This is a genomic window from Pseudoalteromonas sp. NFXS39 (assembly GCF_040148775.1).
In the GTDB taxonomy this organism is placed as follows: domain Bacteria; phylum Pseudomonadota; class Gammaproteobacteria; order Enterobacterales; family Alteromonadaceae; genus Pseudoalteromonas; species Pseudoalteromonas apostichopi.
The window spans coordinates 729,562-751,764 of record NZ_JAGDEC010000001.1; the positions used below are offsets into that span (position 1 = coordinate 729,562).

At 40.7% G+C, this 22,203-nt stretch carries 17 protein-coding genes; 11 read left to right on the top strand and 6 right to left on the bottom strand.

Annotation, left to right across the window (positions count from 1 at the left end; all coding sequences use genetic code 11):
• Positions 1–111: 111 nt before the first annotated feature.
• The 5 genes from J3455_RS03065 to J3455_RS03085 form a co-directional block, all read right to left on the bottom strand.
• A complete protein-coding gene (locus J3455_RS03065) occupies positions 112–3,414 on the bottom strand; it encodes a bifunctional diguanylate cyclase/phosphodiesterase (RefSeq protein WP_349561035.1) in 3,303 nt (1,100 codons plus the stop codon).
• Positions 3,415–3,540: 126 nt separating this feature from the next.
• Positions 3,541–4,926, bottom strand: coding sequence for a prephenate-dependent tRNA uridine(34) hydroxylase TrhP (gene trhP / locus J3455_RS03070; protein WP_130052876.1), 1,386 nt, complete (start codon positions 4,924–4,926; stop codon positions 3,541–3,543).
• Between the two features lie 262 nt (positions 4,927–5,188).
• On the bottom strand, positions 5,189–5,677 hold the full coding sequence (locus J3455_RS03075) for a hypothetical protein (RefSeq protein WP_349561037.1): 489 nt from the start codon (positions 5,675–5,677) through the stop codon (positions 5,189–5,191).
• Between the two features lie 81 nt (positions 5,678–5,758).
• Positions 5,759–8,380 (bottom strand): zinc metalloprotease, encoded by a 2,622-nt coding sequence (locus J3455_RS03080; protein ID WP_349561038.1) that lies wholly within the window; start codon positions 8,378–8,380, stop codon positions 5,759–5,761.
• Positions 8,380–8,991: a hypothetical protein gene (locus tag J3455_RS03085; protein ID WP_250662328.1), complete on the bottom strand. Its 612-nt coding sequence runs from the start codon at positions 8,989–8,991 to the stop codon at positions 8,380–8,382. Before J3455_RS03085 ends, J3455_RS03080 begins: the two co-directional genes overlap by 1 nt.
• 761 nt (positions 8,992–9,752) lie before the next feature.
• Between J3455_RS03085 and ndk the strand changes: the two genes are divergently transcribed.
• From ndk to J3455_RS03135, 10 genes are all read left to right on the top strand, one after another.
• The gene (ndk, locus tag J3455_RS03090; RefSeq protein ID WP_036972405.1) at positions 9,753–10,184 is read left to right on the top strand and encodes a nucleoside-diphosphate kinase; all 432 of its coding nucleotides are present in this window, start codon (positions 9,753–9,755) and stop codon (positions 10,182–10,184) included.
• Between the two features lie 171 nt (positions 10,185–10,355).
• Positions 10,356–11,486, top strand: a complete 1,131-nt coding sequence (rlmN, locus tag J3455_RS03095; RefSeq protein ID WP_130052879.1) for a dual-specificity RNA methyltransferase RlmN — start codon at positions 10,356–10,358, stop codon at positions 11,484–11,486.
• A 113-nt stretch (positions 11,487–11,599) separates the two neighbouring features.
• Positions 11,600–13,330, top strand: coding sequence for a type IV pilus biogenesis/stability protein PilW (gene pilW, locus J3455_RS03100; RefSeq protein ID WP_349561039.1), 1,731 nt, complete (start codon positions 11,600–11,602; stop codon positions 13,328–13,330).
• Positions 13,327–14,166: a RodZ domain-containing protein gene (locus tag J3455_RS03105; protein WP_348707921.1), complete on the top strand. Its 840-nt coding sequence runs from the start codon at positions 13,327–13,329 to the stop codon at positions 14,164–14,166. The genes pilW and J3455_RS03105 overlap by 4 nt, the downstream gene beginning before the upstream one ends.
• A 5-nt stretch (positions 14,167–14,171) precedes the next feature.
• Positions 14,172–15,290, top strand: coding sequence for a flavodoxin-dependent (E)-4-hydroxy-3-methylbut-2-enyl-diphosphate synthase (gene ispG, locus J3455_RS03110; RefSeq protein ID WP_167657411.1), 1,119 nt, complete (start codon positions 14,172–14,174; stop codon positions 15,288–15,290).
• A gap of 132 nt (positions 15,291–15,422) precedes the next feature.
• The gene (hisS, locus tag J3455_RS03115) at positions 15,423–16,697 is read left to right on the top strand and encodes a histidine--tRNA ligase (protein ID WP_130052883.1); all 1,275 of its coding nucleotides are present in this window, start codon (positions 15,423–15,425) and stop codon (positions 16,695–16,697) included.
• Positions 16,698–16,721: 24 nt separating this feature from the next.
• Positions 16,722–17,342 (top strand): YfgM family protein, encoded by a 621-nt coding sequence (locus J3455_RS03120; protein WP_250662331.1) that lies wholly within the window; start codon positions 16,722–16,724, stop codon positions 17,340–17,342.
• Between the two features lie 9 nt (positions 17,343–17,351).
• The gene (gene bamB / locus J3455_RS03125; protein WP_167657410.1) at positions 17,352–18,530 is read left to right on the top strand and encodes an outer membrane protein assembly factor BamB; all 1,179 of its coding nucleotides are present in this window, start codon (positions 17,352–17,354) and stop codon (positions 18,528–18,530) included.
• A gap of 75 nt (positions 18,531–18,605) precedes the next feature.
• Positions 18,606–20,075 carry a ribosome biogenesis GTPase Der gene (gene der / locus J3455_RS03130; RefSeq protein ID WP_130052886.1) on the top strand — a complete coding sequence of 490 codons (1,470 nt, stop codon included), beginning with the start codon at positions 18,606–18,608 and terminating at the stop codon, positions 20,073–20,075.
• A 115-nt stretch (positions 20,076–20,190) separates the two neighbouring features.
• Positions 20,191–20,571, top strand: a complete 381-nt coding sequence (locus J3455_RS03135) for a VOC family protein (protein ID WP_055022061.1) — start codon at positions 20,191–20,193, stop codon at positions 20,569–20,571.
• Here J3455_RS03135 and J3455_RS03140 read toward each other — a convergent pair.
• Entirely contained in the window at positions 20,568–20,993 is a 426-nt protein-coding gene (locus J3455_RS03140; RefSeq protein WP_130052887.1) for a MarR family winged helix-turn-helix transcriptional regulator, read from the bottom strand. The genes J3455_RS03135 and J3455_RS03140 overlap by 4 nt on opposite strands.
• A 181-nt stretch (positions 20,994–21,174) precedes the next feature.
• On the opposite strand from J3455_RS03140, the gene J3455_RS03145 reads away from it, so the two are divergent.
• Positions 21,175–22,173: an NADP-dependent oxidoreductase gene (locus J3455_RS03145; protein ID WP_349561041.1), complete on the top strand. Its 999-nt coding sequence runs from the start codon at positions 21,175–21,177 to the stop codon at positions 22,171–22,173.
• The last annotated feature ends 30 nt before the right edge of the window (positions 22,174–22,203 follow it).

A 22,203-nucleotide genomic window follows, 5' to 3' on the forward strand; every position in this document is an offset into this window, starting at 1 on the left:
TTAGATCAATATAAATAAAAAAAAAAACCCACAAAAAACTAAACTTATTAATATTTTTATATTATACAACCTACAATAGGAACAAAGTATTCTTACTACTTTTCCGCACACTTAATTTTTAATATTCTCAAAAAACGTGTAAAGCATTTCTAATGGCAACGGTTTACTGAAGTAATAACCTTGTACTTGTGAACACTCAAGCTGTTTAAGTATTTTCAGCTGTTGCTCTGTCTCGACTCCTTCTGCAATTGACTCCATACTTAATGCGCTGGCTAAATCAATCATAGCTTTAACGATTGCAGTGTCTGCATCGCTGGGGGTTTCTAAATCATCAATAAACGATTTGTCGATTTTTAGCTTATCAAGGGAAAAATCTTTTAAATAATTCATCGACGAATAGCCCGTACCAAAATCATCAATCGACATTTTAAAACCTGCCTCACGCAATTTTGTTATAGTGTTTAATGCAAATTTGGGGTTCCCTACTGCTATTGTTTCAGTTAACTCAAGCTCAATACATTCAGGCTCAATGGAGTAAGTTTGTAATACCGATATTAAATCACCGAGTAAGTGTTTATTAACAAACTTAGTTGCAGACAAGTTTATTGCAAAAGTGAGACGCGGCATGCTGTCATCTCGCCATTGACGAATTGTTTTAACGGTATGTTCGAATACCCAGTCATCAATTTCACTAATGCGGCCACTGCTTTCAGCAATGGGTATAAACTCAGCAGGAGATACATTACCTAGTGTTGCTGAGTGCCAGCGTAGTAATACTTCAACAGCCACCGCATGGCCAGATGCAATATCAATTTGCGGTTGAAATACCAAATAAAACTCATTATTTTCAAGAGCGAAATTAAGTGCATTAATGATTTGTAATTGTCTGAGCCCAGATTTATTCATTTCTTCGGCGTAAAATAAGGCATTATTACGACCTAGTCGCTTAACCTCAAACATCGCTGACTCAGCCATCTGTAATAGAGGCTCAAAATTTTGCCCATCAATTGGATACAAGGCAACACCAACAGAAGCTGTAACAACAATTAAATCATCATTAATCGTAAGAGGTTCACTGATCACCTTTAATAAGTGGTGACAGCTCTTATTTATTGCACCTGTTGAAGTATAAGGTGTGATAAATGCAAAGCGGTCTCCTTGCAAGCGAGCAACTATAATATGCTCACCCATAAAATTACAAATTCGTGCACTCAAGTTCTGCAGCACAAGGTTACAGTTAGCCATTCCTAGTGCTTTATTTAGAATTTTAAAATTATCTAAACCAACTAAAATAAAAGCTGCTTTTACATCTTCTTGAAGTTTAATTGTTTGTTCAAATTCAATCTGCAGCTTGTTTTGGTTTGCAAGCCCTGTTAGCTGATCATAATAAGACAATTGATGTATAAGCGTTTCACTTTCGACTTCTTTCGTTACATCATGCTGAAATGAAATGTAGTTTGTTACCGAACCTTGCTTATCCATCAATGGGTAAATGGTGGTTTGCTCAACAATCACTTTGCCATGCTTAGTCTTATTAACCAATGCACCAACCCACGCTTTTCGTTTTTTTAAATGCTCCCACATATTTTCGTAAACACTGGAATCAGTTTGCCCTGCACTTATTTTATCGGGCCTTTGGCCTATTAGTTCATCATAGTCGTACTGGCACATCTCTAAGTAAGCGCGGTTCATGTACTCAATTTTTGCATCTGTATCTGTAAACATAATTGGGTGTGGATTTTGCTCAACCGCTTGAGACAATATATGCATGCGTTTATTTAGATTAATTTTATGAAACCACTGCCATACAGACTCGGCCCATACAGTCAGCATTCGCCTATCATGCTCGCTAAAAACCTTCGTTTGGTGCTGAAGAATTATCGCCATATGGCATTGACTATGGCGCATCACCGGCACCACCAATAATGAGCTTGAGTCGCTTGGTAAGCCATACTCTTTAGCATGTTTATAGTTAACAATAACAGCTTCACCTGCCGCTATTTTAGCTTGTAATTTCTCAGTGCATACATCAAAGATAGTGCCTGGCTCTGCTCGATAGGAATGTTGCTTTTGTTCGTTACAAAGAAACAAAGCTGCGCCATCGCAATTAGTGATTTCAAGCGATTGATTTACCGCAAAATTCAATAAAATATCTTGATCGTCTTGAAACGAAATTTCGGTAAGCCGTAACAATCCTCGATTGAATTTACTTTGCTGTGCAAGTGCTGCCATACGGCCTACTTTATCTGATACATCGCGAGCATTAATCAGATATGTTGGCCCATCACTTTCATGATCGAACAAAGTTATCGAAAACTCAAAATGAATACATCTGCCATTTATGGTGATCGGTAAGGTATTTACCAAACACACACCGGACTTTTTAGTCTCCATAAGCATACGCATAAAGTCATCTGCATCTGATTGCTCAAACATACTGCTAATATTTTGACCGACCATACCTTTAGTAAATATATGACCATCTGAGTTATCGCTGAAGACTTCACGGAACGTACCGTCTCTTTCAAGTTCAAAAACAGAATCAGGCAGTGCCGTGAGTGTTGCTTTTAACTGTTTAGAAAAGTTATCTAGAGCTGTATAAGGCTTTGTTACAGTCTCAACAAAGAGGACCTTATACAATAAAAAATAAGTTAGCCCTTTATAAACATGGCCAAAAAAATTAAAGGTGTTGGTAGTGTGCGACGCATCATTTAAAACCAAAAAACAGACCTCACTTAAAATAGCTAATAAACAAACGATTGTTTTACCAGCAATATTTAAGTTTTTTCTAGGCTCGCGAAGCTGTATTGCAAACATTACAGCGGCTGCACCATAAAGCGCAAAAACAAGCAAATCAATTAAAAACTTAATATGGCTACCACCCACTCCTTCAATATATATTTCTGGCAGTAGCTCTGGAAAATAAAAAAGTGAGCTCGCAATGAATAAACTAAATAGCAGCAAAGAGGTAAGTAAAGCACGCGCATTTAACGGCTTATATTTGACCCAAATACCTGCTGCAATAATTAAAAATGCAGCTCCATTAAAGAGCCGTGCAACTAACCAAAGGCTAATAACTAGATTCATATCAGCATCGCCTTCATGCATGCTGTCAAATGCTAAAAAGTGCAATGAGTCGAAAATAGCTACGCAAAGCATGGTGCAAGAAAGCAGTAACAGTTTGTAGTTATTAGTGAAATGCCAAGTATTCCAGCCAATAGCAAAAATTAAAAACGAGATCACAACTGAGAACAATTCGACACAGGTATGCATCGCTATATAAAAAGGAATAGCAGCAATAAGACCTAATTGCTCCAATAGCAAGACAATGGCGAGCAGCAATACACCTACCGCAATAAAAGGTACTGTATGTAAAAGCTCTCTTTGATGTGATGGATGAACGACGTATTTCACTATAGTTTTTGATTATGTTTTATTAATACCCTAGAAAAAAGGATAGTAAAAATAACCAGTAACGACAGAGAATTACTAAAAAAAGATGAAGTAAAAGCGCTAAGAGTGACTTAGCGCATCTTTCAGTTAAGCTTTATTGAATGGATTACGGGTGTCTTGATCTGCATCTAGGTTACGCATCAAAATAGCATGCTCTAAATCGAGGTCTTCTGGCAAAGGAATTTTCACAATATGTCCTGAGCCTTTCGCATCACTAATGGCTTCACCTTTTTTATTTTCCATAAAATCTAGCTTGAAGTTGATGTTGCCTTTAGGTGTCATAAGCTCAAGTGAATGACCGGTACAAAATTTATTTTTCACATCAATTTCAACCAAGCCATTACTAGTGCGCCCTAATACTTCACCAACAAACTGCTGCTTATCTGATACAGAATGACCATACTCATAATTTTGATAGTCTTGATGCGCATGGCGCTTTAAAAACCCTTCGGTATAACCGCGGTGAGCTAAGTTTTCTAGGGTTTTAAATAAGTTGGCATCAAATGGACGGCCTGCAACAGCATCATCAATAGCTTTACGATACACTTGTGCAGTACGAGCAACATAATAGAAAGACTTGGTACGGCCTTCAATTTTTAAACTATGCACGCCCATTTTAGTAAGCTGATCAACATATTGAACTGCACGTAAATCTTTTGAGTTCATGATGTAAGTGCCATGCTCGTCTTCAAAAGCAGGCATGTACTCACCAGGGCGGCCCTGCTCTTCAAGCATGAACACTTCGTTACTTGGTGCACCATCACCGAGAGTTGGGATCACCGCTTTAGGGTCGATTTTATGCACCATTTCGCCAGTTTCATTCTCGGTGCCTGGTTTCACATCGTAATTCCAGCGACATGCGTTAGTGCAAGTACCTTGGTTTGGATCACGCTTATTGATATAACCTGATAGCAAACAACGACCTGAATACGCCATGCAAAGTGCACCGTGAACAAATACTTCAAGCTCTGTATTTGGGCATAATTCGCGAATTTCAGCGATTTCCTCTAGCGATAACTCACGCGATAAAATAACTCGCTCGATACCTTGCTGAGCCCAAAAGTTCACCGTGGCATAGTTAACCGCATTGGCCTGCACCGATAAGTGAATCGGCATATCTGGCCACTTTTCACGAACTAGCATGATTAGCCCAGGGTCAGACATGATCAGCGCATCAGGCTGCATAGCAATGACTGGCTCAATATCTCGTAAGTACGATTTTACTTTGGCATTGTGAGGAGCAATATTCGACACCACATACAATTTTTTATTTTGCGCGTGCGCTTCGTTGATACCAATCTGCAGGTTATCTAGGTCAAACTCATTGTTACGAACACGAAGGCTATAACGAGGTTGGCCAGCGTAAACAGCATCTGCACCATAAGCAAAGGCATAACGCATATTCTTTAAACTACCCGCAGGTGATAACAACTCAGGCGTAAAAGGACGAGGGGTCAAAATAGGTGACGACATGAAAGCTCCACACATCGAACCGAGTACAAGTCGGTTGCATGAATTAATACAAGAATGAAGCGCGGCAGTATAATAATCTGCCCAGTAATTTTATTGATCTAGATCATGATTGATGAAAACTCAGCAAACTAACTATGAGCCTATAAAAAGAAAAAAGGTGACCAATCCTATGGCCACCTTTTAAGATCAAACTCAATTAACTATCCAGGGTAATTGATTTGGATTTGCAATTGTTAACTGCAAAATTCTTAACAAAAAGTTTTTACACACCGGTTAGGCGCTCTCGACCTTTTTTCCACAACAAGAACTGATAACCAAGCAATCCGTCTGCTTGTATATTGATTCGTCCACCTGCAGCTTTTATAACTTGCAAGTGCTTTGGCTTATCATCGAGTTCAAATTTGAACTGTAATGACTTGGGAGTTTGCTTAATCAAGCTAATTGCAATCTCGTGCTCTTTTTTAGCATGAATAGTTACCATTTCATCCTGATTAAAGCGGTATTTTATTTGTTTATTTGTTGCGATTAGCTTCGGCATTAAATCAGCGATATGTTCATTCCAATTAGCTGACTTTTTTGCATATTCAATTGAAGCTGCTTCATCTAGCTCCCATGTGGTCAATAACTCTTCTGGCGCGCTTAAACTTTTGTTTAGTGAGTTTGAAACTTGATTTATTTGTGAACTAGTTTGATAAGAAATAAAGCTTAAAAGCAACAAAGCGACTGCATTAAATATTATTTTTTTTAACATGAAGACTCTTTAATATAGTTAAATTAAAGACCCACGTACTAAGTTACTAAGTGGGCCTTTAATTATTAACACGACAAAGTATTAGTCATCTAAATGCGCGCAGCGACCAAACTCAGCACCAAGTTTAACAGCTTCAACTACTTGCTTAGGGAAGCTAAGCTCACGGTCGCGCCCGTTATCACATACGAAGGCTTTATTAGCATCAACTTCTATTGACAATGTTAGTCCTGCTACACCGGCCATAATCTCAGAGCCGTTCGCACTTAAGCCAAACATGTTATCAGTTAAGATACCTTTTGCCTCGCTTACACCTTGTTTCCCAAAGAATTCCTCTGTTGACATCCAACCGATACCTTCAAGGTAAATAGCGCCAACAAAACCGCCCGCTAATCCACTACCAGCGCGGCCAGTAATTACTGACAAGTCGTCGTTTGCATCAAGTACAATGATTGAAGGTAAGCCAAAGCCTAATTCAACTAATTCTTCATGGCTGTAGCCTAAGTCACAATAGTTTGTCCAAAAACTTACCGCAGGAATGTTGTCACACCAACGTAAACTACCAATTTTCTGCGTTGTATTAGATACGGTATCCCATAGTTTAACGCCAGCAGAGCGACGGTTTTCGATAGCACCAAAGGCAACATAACGACCATTTTCAGAGATAACTGAATTGTCGATTGCACCAAACTCAGTATAGGTATCTACAAACTCACCATTAACCCAAGCAATTTGAGTAAAACCATTTGTTGAGCCTGTAATTGTTTCCCCATTACCCGAAATACGATCAGCACGGGCCCATGCTGTGCGACGGATCTCTGTATCACCATCCACTAAAGCGATTTCTTTACCAGAATTATAGGAGCGATCAACCATTTTAGTACCTGGTAATAAGTTCGCTTTGCCTGTTTTAACATCCCATACGGTTGGAATTCCTACAGATCTAGCGCCTTCACCTTCTGCACAGCGGTTCGTACCATCATATGGGAAACGTGTATTACCAACGACAAGTTTACCTGCATCATCCATATCCCAGATGCTATGCGAGCTATCACCTTGTTGACTCGATAATGTGCAGCTATTACCAGTTAAATCTTCAAGCATTGATACATGGCCAGAGTTAATATCCCATACACCACCTTGCATAATACCGTTATCATTAAAGTGTGCTGTAATAGCTGCTTTAGTGGCAGTTTTATTCATAGCAGTGTTTGTAGAGCTTAATAAGGCGTAACCATCAGGGCTTACTAGAGTATCAAACGATTTAGTCGCACTGTCATATAAAAATGGAATACCTGATGATGTAGTTCCTAGTGCCTTTTTACCATTTTTAGCGTGATCCACCACAAACGCTGAAACCAATGGCGTATACTGAATACCATCTTGATAACCGTTAAAGAACATCTCAACTTGTTTAGTTTCACCTGCAGAAACAACAATTTCAGTTAAGGCACACGCATTGTCGATACTTGGATTAGCACTTTCATCTTCATTCCAATACTCTGCTTCTGACAGAATATTTGTTTGCTGAGTTGGGTAACCCCCAGCATTAATCTCTTGAGTGTAAAGTGCATAACGCGCACCTGGCGTTAAGCCATTAATAGTGAATGAGCCATCTGGGCCAATTCGACCTTGAGTCATATTACCAGACTGTTGAGTGATCACATCTTCATAAGGGTTATCAAGGTTTCGAGCTATCAAGTTAATACCTGAATACTCAACGCCTTCTTTTGTAAAAAGCTTTCCTCGAATACTACCAAACTTTGATTTGTATTCCTCTGTAGGATAAAGGTCAGAAATATTAACAATATCGTCTTTTACATTAATTGTGTGCTGATTAGAGCCTGCGCTTGAACGAACATTAATAAATGGGAACATTGTTTCAATAGCAGAAAAATCAAGCATACTTGAGCTGGTAAATTCAGTAACTCCAGTACAACCAGGTACACCATCGTATTGTGGGCTATAGCTTGCCGACATATAAACTAAGTGACCGTTTGCCTGCGAGTGAGACATATTGATCGCATGACCAAACTCATGGGTGAATACCCCACCAACTTGCGTGCCATCAGTATCATTAATATCTACATACCAACCGTTCATTAAAGCTGTCGCTTCAATAATCTCACCAGTTTCCTCATCTGCCCACTCAGGGAATGCAATACCCAATACTGAGTCGCGGGACACACCAAAATAGTTTTCTAAAATGCCGCCATCAGTGTCGTAATTGACCCAAAACCCATAACCGTTCTCAACACCATAAATTTGGTCTACATTTTCAGCGGTTACATCCGCAATGCCTGTTTTCTCTAAAATAGTACCTTGCACAGACATCTCAAAAGTCGATGTCTCTACATCCGACCACTCTTTCACAGCATTTGCTGTTACCGCATTAGCTTGTTCAATTGTTAAAAATGTATAATCACGTTCAAGCTCTGTATTAGCAGGGATTATTGTGCCATCAGGTAAAGTAACATCAATGTTAAATACAGTGCCTTTTTCAAGTACCGTGAAGGTTTCAACATCGTTACCATCTTTATCTTTGATAAGTTGACCGCCATCAGTCCATACTGGAATACTGCCTTTTGAGGTGTCCCATTTGTATGGCTGCATTGTCGGTTCATGAATATAAAGTGGACCACCTGCTAAAACACCCGTTGAAACAGTTGCAAGGACTAAAGTTGCTGAGATTTTAGAAAATTTCATTATTGTTGTACTCCAGAAAATTTACCCACTAAATCCATGAAAACACCTACATCAACCGCACCAGGTGTGGTTAAAAGGTTTTGTTGTTCAGTTGACAACTTACTGGTGTCCACCCCTTCAAAAACACCATGATTAGCAAAACGATTTTCTACCTTTCCATTTCGCACCACAAACTTACCTTGAGCGAGACCTACTGTAGTTTGAAAACCTGTGATTGAGGCTGGCTTATACATAAAAGCAATCACTTGTTCACCTTCACGCCATTTAGAAAAGCCTTCTGGTGTTGCACCTAAATACACTTTGCCATTGCCCATTGAGCGAGGCTTAATCAAACCAAACTGGCGAAATGTGTAAGTAGAGTCGCCTTTTAACTTGCCTTTGGCATCTGAAGACACCTTAATAGTTACTTCAGTATATGGACGATTGTTATCAAAACCATCTGTTACACTTACCACCTGACCAGCAATAATACTTTGTGACTCAGCTGTCATTTCTTGCAAATTTTGTTGTTTTAATTTCATTGCATTCGCTGCTGGCGAAAGTGTCATCATCGTGCCTAAAGCAAAGGCTGAAGCACATGACAGCTTGGTAAACGCGCTGCGTAATTTCATTGTTATCTCCTTCAGTTATTCGAATTGTTATCTCAGAATCGGACTTTGCAAATGACAAAGTAGCAATCCATTTCTAATTTATGACTGAATAAAAGTTGGAATTCACGTAAAACCATGTAGCGTTTTGTACACTAAAAATTAACATTTAGATTACAGCATTATGTGAACTTTTCTTTTGAGGCTAGCTATTAGCGAACGAGAAAAATATAGTAAGAGACTAATTTATAAGGAAAATTAAAACTTTACATGATATTGCAATATCAAGTGAAATTAACTTAACTGAACCCAGAATTAACAACTTGGCATCATTTGTTAACCACTTGTTTGTAACAATAAAATTAAGTTCAACTTAAAATAATAAGGCTTTTAAATTACTTAAAAAGCATTTCATTACTTAGTCAAAACTTTGAAGATATTAATAGGGCCTTGCGATTCAGCGCAGACATTTAGCATACATATCTTAAACATGACTATTGCTCTGATAAAAGATTGCAAAAAATCAAAAGCCATCGCCAACTTAGCTTGCGAGATGCGAGAAAAGGTTAGAGTATCAAATGCCAAATATGCACAATTGCTGAAATATCAGTAGGTTTTTGCTCAATTATTGAGTCACTGTTTGACTTTGTATAGAGGTAATTTGATCATTCATGAAAATGCCATCAAATGACTATTTAATAAAATTAGGAATTTTCATGTAAAGCGCGTATAATTCGCGCCCGTTAATATTTAACCTTTAAATTTAAAATTATTGGAGCATAAAGATGGCTTTAGAGCGTACTTTTTCAATCGTAAAACCTGATGCAGTTGCAAAAAACCACATCGGTGCTATCTACAACCGTTTCGAAACGGCTGGTCTTAAAATCGTTGCAGCTAAAATGGTTCACCTTTCAAAAGAAAAAGCTGAAGGTTTCTACGCTGAGCACAGCGAGCGTCCTTTCTTCGGTGCTTTAGTTGAGTTCATGACATCTGGTCCAGTAATGGTTACTGTTCTTGAAGGTGAGAACGCAGTACTTAAAAACCGTGAAATCATGGGTGCTACTAACCCTGCTGAAGCACTAGCTGGTACTTTACGTGCTGACTACGCAGACAGCATCGACGAAAATGCTGTTCACGGTTCTGACGCTGTTGAATCAGCTGCACGTGAAATCGCATACTTCTTCGCTGACGAAGAAATCTGCCCACGTACTCGTTAATTTCGAGTTCACAGCTAAGTCTGTAATGCAGAAGAAAAAGGGCTTTCGAGCCCTTTTTTAGTCATTAGCTAAGCCTATTGTAAATCTGTTTAGCTAATGACTAAGTCGATTAAATAATATACAATCGCGCACCCAAACTACTTTACCACCGTCACTGATTGAGGTTGTTTCATGACCACTGAAAAAAAGATTAATTTATTAGATTTAAACCGAGATGCAATGCGAGAGCTTTTTGTATCATTCGGTGAAAAGCCATTCCGTGGTGATCAGGTGATGAAATGGATTTATCATTTTGGTGTAGACAATTTTGACGACATGACGAACGTCAACAAAAAGCTTAAAGAAAAGCTAAAAGCGGAATGTGAAATTGTTGCTCCTGAGATCTCAGTTAGACAAGAAGCAAGCGATGGCACTATCAAATACGCCCTCATGCTGCAAGGTGGCCAAGAAGTAGAAGCTGTTTGGATCCCAGAAAAAGACCGTGCAACTTTATGTGTATCTTCTCAAGTAGGTTGTGCACTTGAATGTACCTTCTGCTCAACAGCACAACAAGGCTTTAACCGTAACTTATCTGTGTCTGAGATCATCGGTCAGGTTTGGCGTGTTGCAAAAGACATTGGTTTAAACGGCGACAGCACTAAACGCCCAGTTACTAACGTGGTAATGATGGGTATGGGTGAGCCTCTGCTTAATCTTAAAAATGTAGTGCCAGCGATGGAACTAATGATGGATGATTGGGGTTTTGGCTTATCAAAGCGTCGCGTGACATTGAGTACATCAGGTGTGGTACCTGCTCTTGATTTATTAAAAGAGAAAATCGACGTAGCACTCGCTATTTCATTACATGCGCCAAACAATGAGCTGCGTGACGTACTTGTACCTATTAATAAAAAGTACCCAATCGAAGAGTTTTTAGCGGCGTGTCGTCGTTATATTGATGGCTCTAAAGCAAACAAAGATGTGACTATCGAATACGTTATGTTGCAAGGTGTTAACGACAGCACAGATCAAGCTCATGAATTGGTTAAAACTTTGAAAGGGACACCTTCAAAAGTAAACCTGATCCCGTTTAACCCATTCCCGGGTAACGAATATGGCCGTTCTAGCAATAGCCGTATCGACCGCTTCTCTAAAGTATTACAAGCAGCGGGTATTACCTGTATTGTTCGTCGTACGCGAGGTGATGATATTGATGCTGCTTGTGGTCAATTAGTGGGTGATGTTGTCGACCGTACTAAGCGTTTAGCGAAAAAGAAAATGCGCGAAGATAACGCAATTGCGGTAAATATTCATCAAGCATAAACAGAATATTTAAAGATAAGCCTTTGTGATAAACACGTTATTTTAAAATAATAGATGCAACACAAAGGCTTTTCGGTAAGATAGGCATACGGAATCAAAGAAGAGATTAGGTAATGCGTTCTATACTTGCCATTACTGTTAGTGCATTCGCATTAACAGGGTGTGTTACAGAAAACAGCTACGACGGAAGCGACAGACCCGTTGTAGAAAAAAAGATTAATAATACCGGTGCTGCTCGTACTCGTATCGCTCTTGCGTTACAGTACTTAAAAACGGGCAACAACTCGCAAGCAAAATATAATCTAGAACGTGCCGCAGACTTTGCACCTGACCTTCCTGAAGTTCACTACTCTTTAGCCTATTACTATCAACAAGTTGATGAGCCAGATCTAGCAGATAAAGCCTATCAACGCGCCTTAAAAATCGCCCCAAATGATCCAAACACCTTAAATAACTATGGTGTCTTTTTATGTGGCATTGGCAAATACGACCGTGCAGCAGAAGAACTTCTTAAGGCGATCGCAGTTCCTAGCTATATCCGTGTAGCTGAAAGTTACGAAAACTTAGCCTTATGTGCGATTGAATTTGATGACTTTGAAAATGCAGAAAAATACCTAAAATCAGCGCTAAACCACAGCTCGCAGCGCCCTTCTTCAATGATTAGCCTAGCCGGTTTATATTACGCTAAAAGCGACCTTCATAAAGCTGAAGAGGTGATTGAAAAATACGAATCAACTGGTCGAGTTACCCCTCGTGCACTCATGCTCAGCTACCTTATTCAGCAACGTATGGGCCATATTGAAAAAGCCGAAACAACCGCAGCAATCATTTTACAAACCTACCCAGGTTCAGTAGAAGCAAAGGCCATTTCTTCTGGGCAAACTAAACGTTCTGAATTTGAAATACTACGTGAAAAATATCGTCAAACGCTGTTAGAAGAGCTTAAAATTTCTAGCGACAGCAGCATCGTCAGTAAAGATCAGCCAAAAATTCGCATAGTGAAAAGAAAAGCTCCTGATAATCAAACCCTTGTTGCTGAGGCGTCAGTGGCTGCTGCTGAGCAAGAGTCACAACTCGTAGCCAGAAGCAATGAACAGGTAGCAGCTGAGGTAAACTCAGACAGCGAAGAAAAGCCATCAACCAAAGCATTAGCCTCAACACAACCGCTCAATACAACGCCAAAGACGCTCACTGAACAAACTGACGAAGGCTTCCAAACAGTTACCTCTCGTAAAGTTAAACAATCCCCTGTTAATGCAAAGCAACAAAAACAAACAACAGCGCAAAGTAGTGATGAAGTGACCATCGTGTCATTTGGTGCGCCGCAAACGCCTAACGTTCAACAAACGCCAGCAAGCACACCAAGCACTAATAAAAATGCTGGTACTGTGGTGTTTTATGAGGCAGAAAAAGACGCAAACGTATTTAGTGGCAGTCAATATAGCAGTTCTTCAGCAGATAACACTGACTTTAGCGTGACGGATCAGCCGCTTAATTTACCAATGCTAAACGCAAATGTACCGGCGCTGAATATCCCGTATCATATTATTGAAAATGGTGAAAACCTGTTTAGTATTTCGGTGCGATACAATGTTAAACTACAGAAGATTTTGCAGTGGAATGGCTTAAAAGAATCAGACCGAGTCCAAAACGGTACTCGCATTTTTCTAAACAATCCGAATATTTATCACAATATCAGTGATGGCGACACACTTTATAGCATAGCCACACAGCATAGCGTATTAATCGATCAGTTAATGCGCTGGAACAAATTGAGCCCAGATGTAGCTCTAAAACCTGGGCATAGACTCTTATTGGTAGATCCAGACTCATACGCATTATGAATGAAGAAAACAATTTAGAACAACCGCAAGAAACGCTCGGCCAAGCACTAAAAAAGCGCCGCGAAGAGACAGGCATGAGCCTTGAGCAACTTGCTGGAGCATTAAAGTTATCAGTTTTACAGTTACAACGATTAGAGAATGACGAGCATGAACTACTAGGCCCTGCAACTTTTGTAAAAGGCTATATCAAAAGTTATTGTCGTGAGCTTAAAATCGATAGCCAAGCGATGCTCGAATTATTACCAGAGCACGTTGAACCTGCAAAGAAATCTAAAATGCAGAGCTTTTCTCGCCGTACTGAAAAAGAAGCTAATGACAGCCGCTTAATGCTGTTTAGCTACTTTATCTTAGCGGTGATCATTGGCTCATCTGTGTTTTGGTGGTGGCAAAATAGCAACCAGAATATCGAGGAGCCGGTAACGACGGTGATGCCAAACCAGCTTGAAAGCAGTGATATTTCACCTGACTTAGCTGTAGCAGCGCCTGCTGAAGAAACAATCATTCAGCCTGAAGCAGATGTGCCTACAACCAGCAACGAAACACAAAGCCAAGTTGCTGCTCAGCCACAAACTGAAAAGGCTGATCCTGAGCACAGTGAAGTCGTGATGCACTTCAATGAAGATAGCTGGGTAGAAATTCATGATGGCAACGGCGATCGCATCGCTTTTGGCGTTAAAAAAGCAGGTTACATCATGAAAGTAACCGGCCCCCAACCATTTAATGTTGTATTAGGCAAACATCAAGTGGTTGATATTACGTTTCAAGGCGAAACCATCGATACCTCACATTTTGCCAAAAATCGCTTAGCTAAATTTACTTTACCGTTAACAGAGTAACCGCAATGTTTTCAGAATCTCCTATTAAACGAAGAAAATCGACCCGTATTAACGTAGGTAATGTGCCAATTGGTGATGGTGCCCCCATTGCCGTTCAATCGATGACGAACACTAATACTTTAGACATAGATGCTACAGTTGCACAAATTCAAGCTATTCAAGATGCTGGTGCTGACATTGTGCGTGTTTCAGTGCCGACTATGGAAGCAGCTGAAGCATTTAAAAGCATTAAAGAACAAGTCACTATTCCGCTGGTAACTGATATTCACTTTGACTACCGTATTGCGTTAAAAGTAGCTCAATACGGGGCTGATTGCTTACGCATTAACCCGGGTAATATTGGTAGCGAAGAACGTATTCGTGCCGTTGTAGACTCAGCAAGAGAGCACAACATTCCTATTCGTATTGGTGTTAATGGTGGTTCATTAGAGCGAGATTTACAGGAAAAATATGGTGAGCCAACACCTGAGGCACTCCTTGAATCAGCTATGCGCCACGTTGAGATCTTACAACGTTTAGACTTTGATCAATTTAAAGTATCTGTTAAAGCGTCAGATGTATTTTTAGCAGTAGGTGCATATCGATTACTTGCGAAAGAAATCGACCAGCCACTGCATTTAGGTATTACCGAAGCAGGTGGTATGCGCTCAGGTTCTGTCAAATCAGCTGTTGGCTTAGGTATGCTACTTGCCGAAGGCATTGGTGATACGTTACGTGTGTCACTTGCTGCTGACCCAGTACAAGAGATTAAAGTTGGCTTTGATATTTTAAAATCATTACGCATTCGCTCACGCGGTATTAACTTTATTGCATGTCCCAGTTGCTCACGCCAAGAGTTCGATGTAGTTAGCACCATGAACCAATTAGAAGAGCGCCTAGAAGACGTGGTTGAACCTATGTCAGTGTCTGTTATTGGGTGTGTAGTAAATGGCCCTGGCGAAGCTCTTGTCAGCGATATCGGCCTTGCTGGTGCAAATCGCCGCTCTGGCTTATATATCAACGGTGAACGTCAAAAAGCACGTATTGATAACGATAATATAGTCGAACAACTCGAAGGCTATGTACGTGACTTTATCGCTAAGAAAGAGAAAGAAACGCCAATCGACATCAAAATCGTTGAATAATTCGAATTATAGTCGGTAAACCCTTGGGTTTGCCGTTTACCTTTACCGCTTAGACGTTATAATAGCGGGTCAATTTTTAGTTTTTCTTGATGCGTGTTTTTTCAACGCAAGTACAGTATTTAGGATTTATCAGTGGCAAAACAAATTCAGGCAGTTCGTGGTATGAACGATTGTCTGCCAGGCGATACGCAAATTTGGCAGAAAGTAGAAGACATTTTACGTGAAACAGTTTCATCGTTTGGTTATCAAGAAATTCGTTTTCCAATTGTTGAATCTACCGACCTTTTCAAACGCTCTATCGGTGAAGTAACTGATATTGTAGAAAAAGAAATGTACACCTTTGCAGACCGAAATGGCGATAACTTAACGCTTCGCCCTGAAGGTACTGCGGTATGTGTTCGTGCTGGTAATCAAAACGGTTTACTGTATAACCAAGAACAACGTTTATGGTATATGGGTCCAATGTTCCGTCACGAGCGCCCGCAAAAAGGCCGTTATCGTCAATTCCACCAATTTGGCTTAGAAACATTCGGCATTGCCACTGCTGATATTGATGCAGAAGTAATTTTGCTGACAGCCCAATTATGGAAAGAGTTTGGTATCAGCGAACACGTTCGTCTTGAACTTAACTCTCTGGGCTCAAATGAAGCCCGTGCTGATTACCGAGATGCGCTTGTTGCTTACTTAGAGCAACATGTTGATGTACTCGACGAGGACTCTAAGCGTCGTATGCATTCAAACCCTTTACGTGTTTTAGATAGCAAAAACCCTGATGTACAAGCCATTTTAACTGATGCACCAAAATTATCTGAACACTTAGATGCTGAATCAAAAGAACATTTTGAAAATTTATGTGAACGTTTAGACGCTGCGGGCGTCGAATACACGGTAAATGAAAAGCTTGTACGTGGTCTTGACTATTACAACCGTACCGTTTTTGAGTGGGTAACCGATAGCCTTGGCGCCCAAGGAACCGTTTGTGCCGGTGGTCGATACGATGGTCTAGTTGAACAACTAGGCGGTAAAGCAACACCTGCGGTTGGTTTTGCAATGGGCCTTGAACGTTTAGTGTTATTACTTCAAGCACTCGAATGTGTAGGTGACATCCGCCGTAGTGCTGATGTATATTTGGCAGCCATGGGCGATAAAGCCAGTATTCAAGCGCCAATTATTGCCGCTCAATTACGTAAAGATGTTGCAGGTTTACGTGTAATGGTTCACGCAGGCGGCGGCAACTTTAAAAAACAATTAAAACGCGCAGATAAAAGCGATGCTCTCGTAGCTGTTATTATCGGCGAAGATGAATTAGAACAAGGCGTTGTGACTATTAAGTATTTACGTGAGCGTAAAGAACAAGTCACCTTAAAACTAGAAGAAGCGAAAACGCTACTAGCTGAACTTATTTAAGCTCAGCTAGCAACAGAGGTAAGCATGGAAATTTATTCAACAGAAGAACAACAAGAAGAAGCGATCAAACGCTTTTTCCGTGAAAATGGTTTAGCACTTGCAATTGGTATTGTTGCAGGTTTAGGTGGTTTATATGGTTGGAAAGCTTATAACCAAAACCAAATCACCACAGCTGAGAAAGCATCTGACTCTTTCACACAACTTGTTGAGAGCGGTGCCGTGCTAGAAAAAGCGGATACGTTTATTAAAAACAACAGCGAGTCAAGCTACAGCACGCTAACAGCATTTGTAGCGGCGAAAGAAGCGGTTGATAAAAATGACCTTGATGCTGCAAGCGAAAAGCTTAACTGGATCATCACCAACGAGCAAAACCCTGAACTAAAAGCAACGGCTACAACTCGCCTTGCTCGTGTTCACCTTGCTCAAAAGCAATATGATCAAGCACTAACAACGCTAAATGCACAGCTTCCAGCATCATTTTCTGCTGCAGTTGCTGAACTAAAAGGCGATGTTTATGCTGCACAGGGCGACAAAGACCAAGCACGTAGCCAATACCAAGCTGCTGCTGATAATGGCGGCCTTGAAAACAATCCGTTATTACAAATTAAACTTGATGACTTAGCACAAACTAGCCCAGCGGCGTAAGGGGTTAAGATGAAGAAGTTAACAGCGGCAACACTTGCTCTGTGTATCGCAACCCTTACTGGGTGTTCGTCAAGTGATGACGAAGATGAGCTGGTACTGCCTGAAATTGTTAATCAATTTGAGACAGAAGTGGTTTGGCAAGAATCAATTGGTGATGGTGTTCAGCATTATTTCTCGCGCTTAACGCCAGCTATTCATAACGATGTTGTGTATGTAGCAAACCGCGAAGGTGAAGTTGAAGCCCTATCGCTTGAAAATGGCGATACGCTCTGGGAAACCGATGTGCGTGAAAACCCTGCCTTCTGGCCTTGGGAAACCACAGAAAGTGCCAAGTTATCGGGTGGTATTTTACAAGCTTACGGCAAAATTTTTGTTGGTTCTGAGCATGGCTATTTAACCGCGCTTGACCGTGAAACAGGTGAAGTAGTTTGGCGTAAAACAATGCCGGGCGAAGTACTTGCAAAACCTGCTGCCGGCGACGGCCTAATTTTTGTAAACTTAGGCTCAGGTAAATTATTAGCTGTACACCCAGATACCGGTGAAGAGCGCTGGAGCTTTGAACAAGAAGTACCACCACTAACTTTACGTGGTCAAAGCTCGCCTACAGTAGCAAATGGTGGTGTATTACTAGGTCTTGAAACTGGTAAACTAAGCGTATTAATTTCTGAAAATGGTTACTCTGCTTGGAGTGCTGAAATTGCTTCTCCAAAAGGTGCGTCTGAGTTTGAACGTTTAGTTGATGTAGATACACAAGCATTGATTAGCGGCCCATATGCTTATGCAATCGCCTATAATGGTAATTTAGCGGCCGTAGATATTCGTTCTGGTAATGTTGTTTGGAAACGTGAATACAGCAGCTACCGTGACTTATCTATGGATGGTCAATCTATCTATGTTGTTGATAGCGATGGAGTTATTTACGGCCTAGATAAAACATCAGGTATTGAGCGTTGGAGCCAACCAGCTCTACGCGGCTGGTACTTAACAGGCCCTACCGTGGCTGGTAAGTATTTAGCATTGGGTGACCAAGAAGGTAACCTACACTGGTTAGACAAAGAAACGGGCGAGCTTGTATCGCGCGAAGATTTTGACAGCTCAGGTTTCTTCATTGAGCCAGTTGTTGCCGGTGACAAATTGATTTTATACACCCGAGATGGTGAAGTTAGCGCGGTTAAAATTCCAAACTAACTTACTAATAGTAAACGTTATTTTTCTAAGGCTTCGCTTGGCGAAGCCTTTTGTTGTTTTTTTAAGAGGTAGTTTATGCTTCCCGTGATCGCTCTTGTTGGGCGACCCAATGTGGGCAAATCCACATTATTTAACCGTTTAACACGTACTCGTGACGCCCTCGTAGCCGACTTCCCTGGCTTAACACGAGATAGAAAATATGGCCAAGCTGATTACGATGGCTATGAATTTATCGTGGTAGACACGGGTGGTATTGACGGTTCTGAGCAAGGTATCGAAACCGAAATGGCTGAACAATCGCTTCTGGCAATTGAAGAAGCGGATATCGTGCTATTTCTAGTTGATGCCCGTGCAGGTATGACTGCCGCAGACCAAGCAATTGCTAATCACCTACGTAAACAACAGAAGAAATGTTTTGTTGTGGCAAACAAAGTGGATGGCATTGATGCTGACTCATACTGTGCTGAGTTCTACCAGCTAAGCTTAGGTGACGTGCATCACATTGCTGCGGCTCACGGCCGTGGTATCACGCAACTACTCGAAACGACCTTACAGCCAGTTATTGCTGAACTTGCAGGCGAAAGTGAAGAGCTTGAAGAAAGTGATGACGAACTCGTTGATCTTTACAGCGAAGATGAAGACGCTGAAGACAATCAACAAGCCTTTGCCGACAAGCCAGTAAAACTTGCAATTATCGGCCGCCCTAACGTTGGTAAGTCAACACTTACCAACCGTATCTTAGGTGAAGAACGTGTAATCGTTTACGATATGCCGGGTACAACTCGTGACTCTATCTATATTCCGATGACACGTAATGACAAAGAATACATTCTTATTGATACCGCAGGTGTTCGTAAGCGAAAGAAAGTAAGCGATGTTGTAGAAAAGTTCTCTGTGATCAAAACCCTTAAAGCGATTGAAGACGCTAACGTTGTATTACTAGTGGTTGATGCTCGCGAAGGTATTTCTGATCAAGACTTAAGCTTATTAGGTTTCGCCTTAAACGCAGGACGTTCATTGGTTGTTGCTGTTAACAAATGGGATGGCCTTGATGATTACGTTAAAGAACGTATTAAGTCAGAGCTTGACCGCCGTTTAGGTTTTATCGATTTCGCACGTTTACACTTTATCTCTGCTTTACATGGCACAGGTGTAGGTCACTTATTTGAGTCAGTAGATGAAGCGTACGAGTCAGCAACTAAGCGTATTAGCACAGCGATGCTGCGTCGTATCATGGATATGGCACAAGCTGATCACCAACCGCCACTTGTTCGCGGTCGTCGTGTGAAACTTAAATATGCCCACGCAGGTGGCTATAACCCACCACGTATCGTGATCCACGGTAACCAAGTTCATGACTTACCAGATAGTTACAAACGCTACCTAATGAACTATTACCGTAAAGCATTAGGTATTATGGGCACGCCAATCAAAATTGAATTTAGAGAAGGCGACAACCCATACGCGGGCCGCACCAACAAAGTGACCTTATCGCAAAAACGTAAGATTCGTGCATTTGCGAAAGAAAACCGCAACAAGTCGTAGCTACTACAGCTAAGCTTTAAGTATTAAAAAAACCTTGTGAGTATGACTTTCAAGGTTTTTTTATTGCTAAAACTATGCTTTATTTAATAAACGAACAATAAATAGAGCAACATAAATGGTATTTTTAAGTCAGGTTATTTACGTCGATAACGTAGAAGAAGTACTCGACTTTTACTATCAAGCATTTGGTTTAAATACCAACCATATCAGTGACGATGCCGAATACGGTGAACTTGTTACTGGGTCTGTTAAGCTTGCTTTTGCGACCCACCCGCATGCGCAATCATATTTCAAGCAAGGGTATATTCGCGCCCATCCTAAGCAACCCGCTCTTGGTTTTGAGCTAAGATTCAGCTGCCATAATTTAGTCGAAAGTTATGATAAAGCCGTGCTTGCTGGTGCTGAACCATTGTGCCCACCAACTAAAAAAGATGCCCAGCATTATGCGTATGTTCGCGCTATTGAGGGCACCTTAGTGTGTTTATTAGAAGATTAGTCTTTGGTAAGGTCAGTGTGAAGTTCAAGGGTTAATTCACGTAGTAATTCTATGCGCTCTAAGCTCATGTTTGAGCGCGCCATTAACTTAGCCGTTAGTTCTTCGGCATCAACTTTAAGTTGCATGCCCTGCTCAGTTAACGAGATTACTTTTTTACGCTCATCTTCACTTGATACCTGGCGTGTTAATAAACCTTTCGTTTCTAGGCGTTTAACTATCGGTGTTAGGGTACCTGAATCGAGGTGCGTATCATTAGAAAGCTCTTTTAAACTCACTTGGTTATTATACCAAAGCGAATGCATCACAATATATTGCGGATAGGTTAAGTCATAAGCCTCGAGAATTGGCCGAAACGCTCTGATCAACGCATTTGTTGCACTGTATAAAGTGAAACACACATTGTCTGATAAGTTATTGCTCATGCTATTACCCTAAACTGAAATACAGCCCTATTATTGCCGTAATTTAGTTTGCGCGCAAATTATTTTCCTACTATCTATTGCCTTTTACTGTAAAGATCATTAAATTGATCGCAAATAGTTTGCGCACAAATATTTTGCGAAACATATTAATTAATCCCAATCTAGCAGGCTCGAGGTTTATATGGCGACAAGTCAACAAATTCATTTAGTTTCACGCCCAACGGGTGTACCAACACAAGCTAATTTTGCGCAGGTCGAAGTATCACTTCCTAATTTAAACGACGGCGAAGTATTAATTAAAAATACCTGGATGTCAGTTGACCCCTATATGCGCCCACGCATGATCGATCGTAAATCATATATCGCGCCATTTAACTTAAACGAAGTGATGGAAGCCGGTGCTATCGGCGAGGTGATTGAATCACGCAATAACAACTTTCCTGTAGGAAGCAAAGTAAGTCATATTAGTGGCTGGCGTACCATGCACATTAGCGATGGTAGCGACTTAACGTTACTACCTAACGTGCCACTACCAGACCAACTATTTTTAAGTACTATGGGTATGACTGGGTTAACTGCATGGGCAGGTTTAACAAAGGTAATTAATCTTAAAGAAACCGATACCGTGTTTGTTTCAGCTGCATCAGGCGCTGTAGGTAGCGTTGTTTGCCAAATTGCTAAGCTAAAAGGCTGTAAAGTGATTGCTTCGGTTGGTTCTGACGAAAAAGCACACATGGTTAAAGCGTTGGGTGTTGATGCTGTAATTAACTATAAAACGGTAGCAAATCTAACAGAAGCCCTTGAACAAGCGGCACCACAAGGCATTGATGTGTACTTTGAAAACGTAGGTGGCGATCACCTTGAAGCTGCACTCAATGTAATGAACGATTACGGCCGTATTCCTGTATGTGGCATGATCTCAGGTTACAACAATGACACCGCACAGCCAGGGCCAAGCAACCTGTTTTATATCAACTCGAAAAAGCTCACCATGCAAGGCTTTATCGTAATTGATTACTTTGATCAGTTCCCTGAGTTTATTGAACAAATGGGCGCGTGGATCGGCGAAGGTAAAATTAAATCTGAAGAAACGGTATACCATGGCATTGAAAATGCCGTTGATGCATTTCTTGGCCTGTTCGAAGGTAAAAATAAAGGAAAAATGCTAGTTAAGCTTTAACACCTAACATGCAAATAAAGCCTGTATCTT

Excerpts from the sequence above, each read along its gene's own strand:
- pilW (WP_349561039.1), top strand. The coding sequence starts at position 11,600 with ATGCGTTCTATACTTGCCATTACTGTTAGTGCATTCGCATTAACAGGG.
- ndk (WP_036972405.1), top strand. The coding sequence starts at position 9,753 with ATGGCTTTAGAGCGTACTTTTTCAATCGTAAAACCTGATGCAGTTGCA.
- J3455_RS03120 (WP_250662331.1), top strand. The coding sequence starts at position 16,722 with ATGGAAATTTATTCAACAGAAGAACAACAAGAAGAAGCGATCAAACGC.
- der (WP_130052886.1), top strand. The coding sequence starts at position 18,606 with ATGCTTCCCGTGATCGCTCTTGTTGGGCGACCCAATGTGGGCAAATCC.
- J3455_RS03105 (WP_348707921.1), top strand. The coding sequence starts at position 13,327 with ATGAATGAAGAAAACAATTTAGAACAACCGCAAGAAACGCTCGGCCAA.
- trhP (WP_130052876.1), bottom strand. The coding sequence starts at position 4,926 with ATGTCGTCACCTATTTTGACCCCTCGTCCTTTTACGCCTGAGTTGTTA.
- J3455_RS03145 (WP_349561041.1), top strand. The coding sequence starts at position 21,175 with ATGGCGACAAGTCAACAAATTCATTTAGTTTCACGCCCAACGGGTGTA.
- J3455_RS03140 (WP_130052887.1), bottom strand. The coding sequence starts at position 20,993 with ATGAGCAATAACTTATCAGACAATGTGTGTTTCACTTTATACAGTGCA.
- J3455_RS03085 (WP_250662328.1), bottom strand. The coding sequence starts at position 8,991 with ATGAAATTACGCAGCGCGTTTACCAAGCTGTCATGTGCTTCAGCCTTT.
- J3455_RS03135 (WP_055022061.1), top strand. The coding sequence starts at position 20,191 with ATGGTATTTTTAAGTCAGGTTATTTACGTCGATAACGTAGAAGAAGTA.
- ispG (WP_167657411.1), top strand. The coding sequence starts at position 14,172 with ATGTTTTCAGAATCTCCTATTAAACGAAGAAAATCGACCCGTATTAAC.
- bamB (WP_167657410.1), top strand. The coding sequence starts at position 17,352 with ATGAAGAAGTTAACAGCGGCAACACTTGCTCTGTGTATCGCAACCCTT.
- J3455_RS03080 (WP_349561038.1), bottom strand. The coding sequence starts at position 8,380 with ATGAAATTTTCTAAAATCTCAGCAACTTTAGTCCTTGCAACTGTTTCA.
- J3455_RS03075 (WP_349561037.1), bottom strand. The coding sequence starts at position 5,677 with ATGTTAAAAAAAATAATATTTAATGCAGTCGCTTTGTTGCTTTTAAGC.
- rlmN (WP_130052879.1), top strand. The coding sequence starts at position 10,356 with ATGACCACTGAAAAAAAGATTAATTTATTAGATTTAAACCGAGATGCA.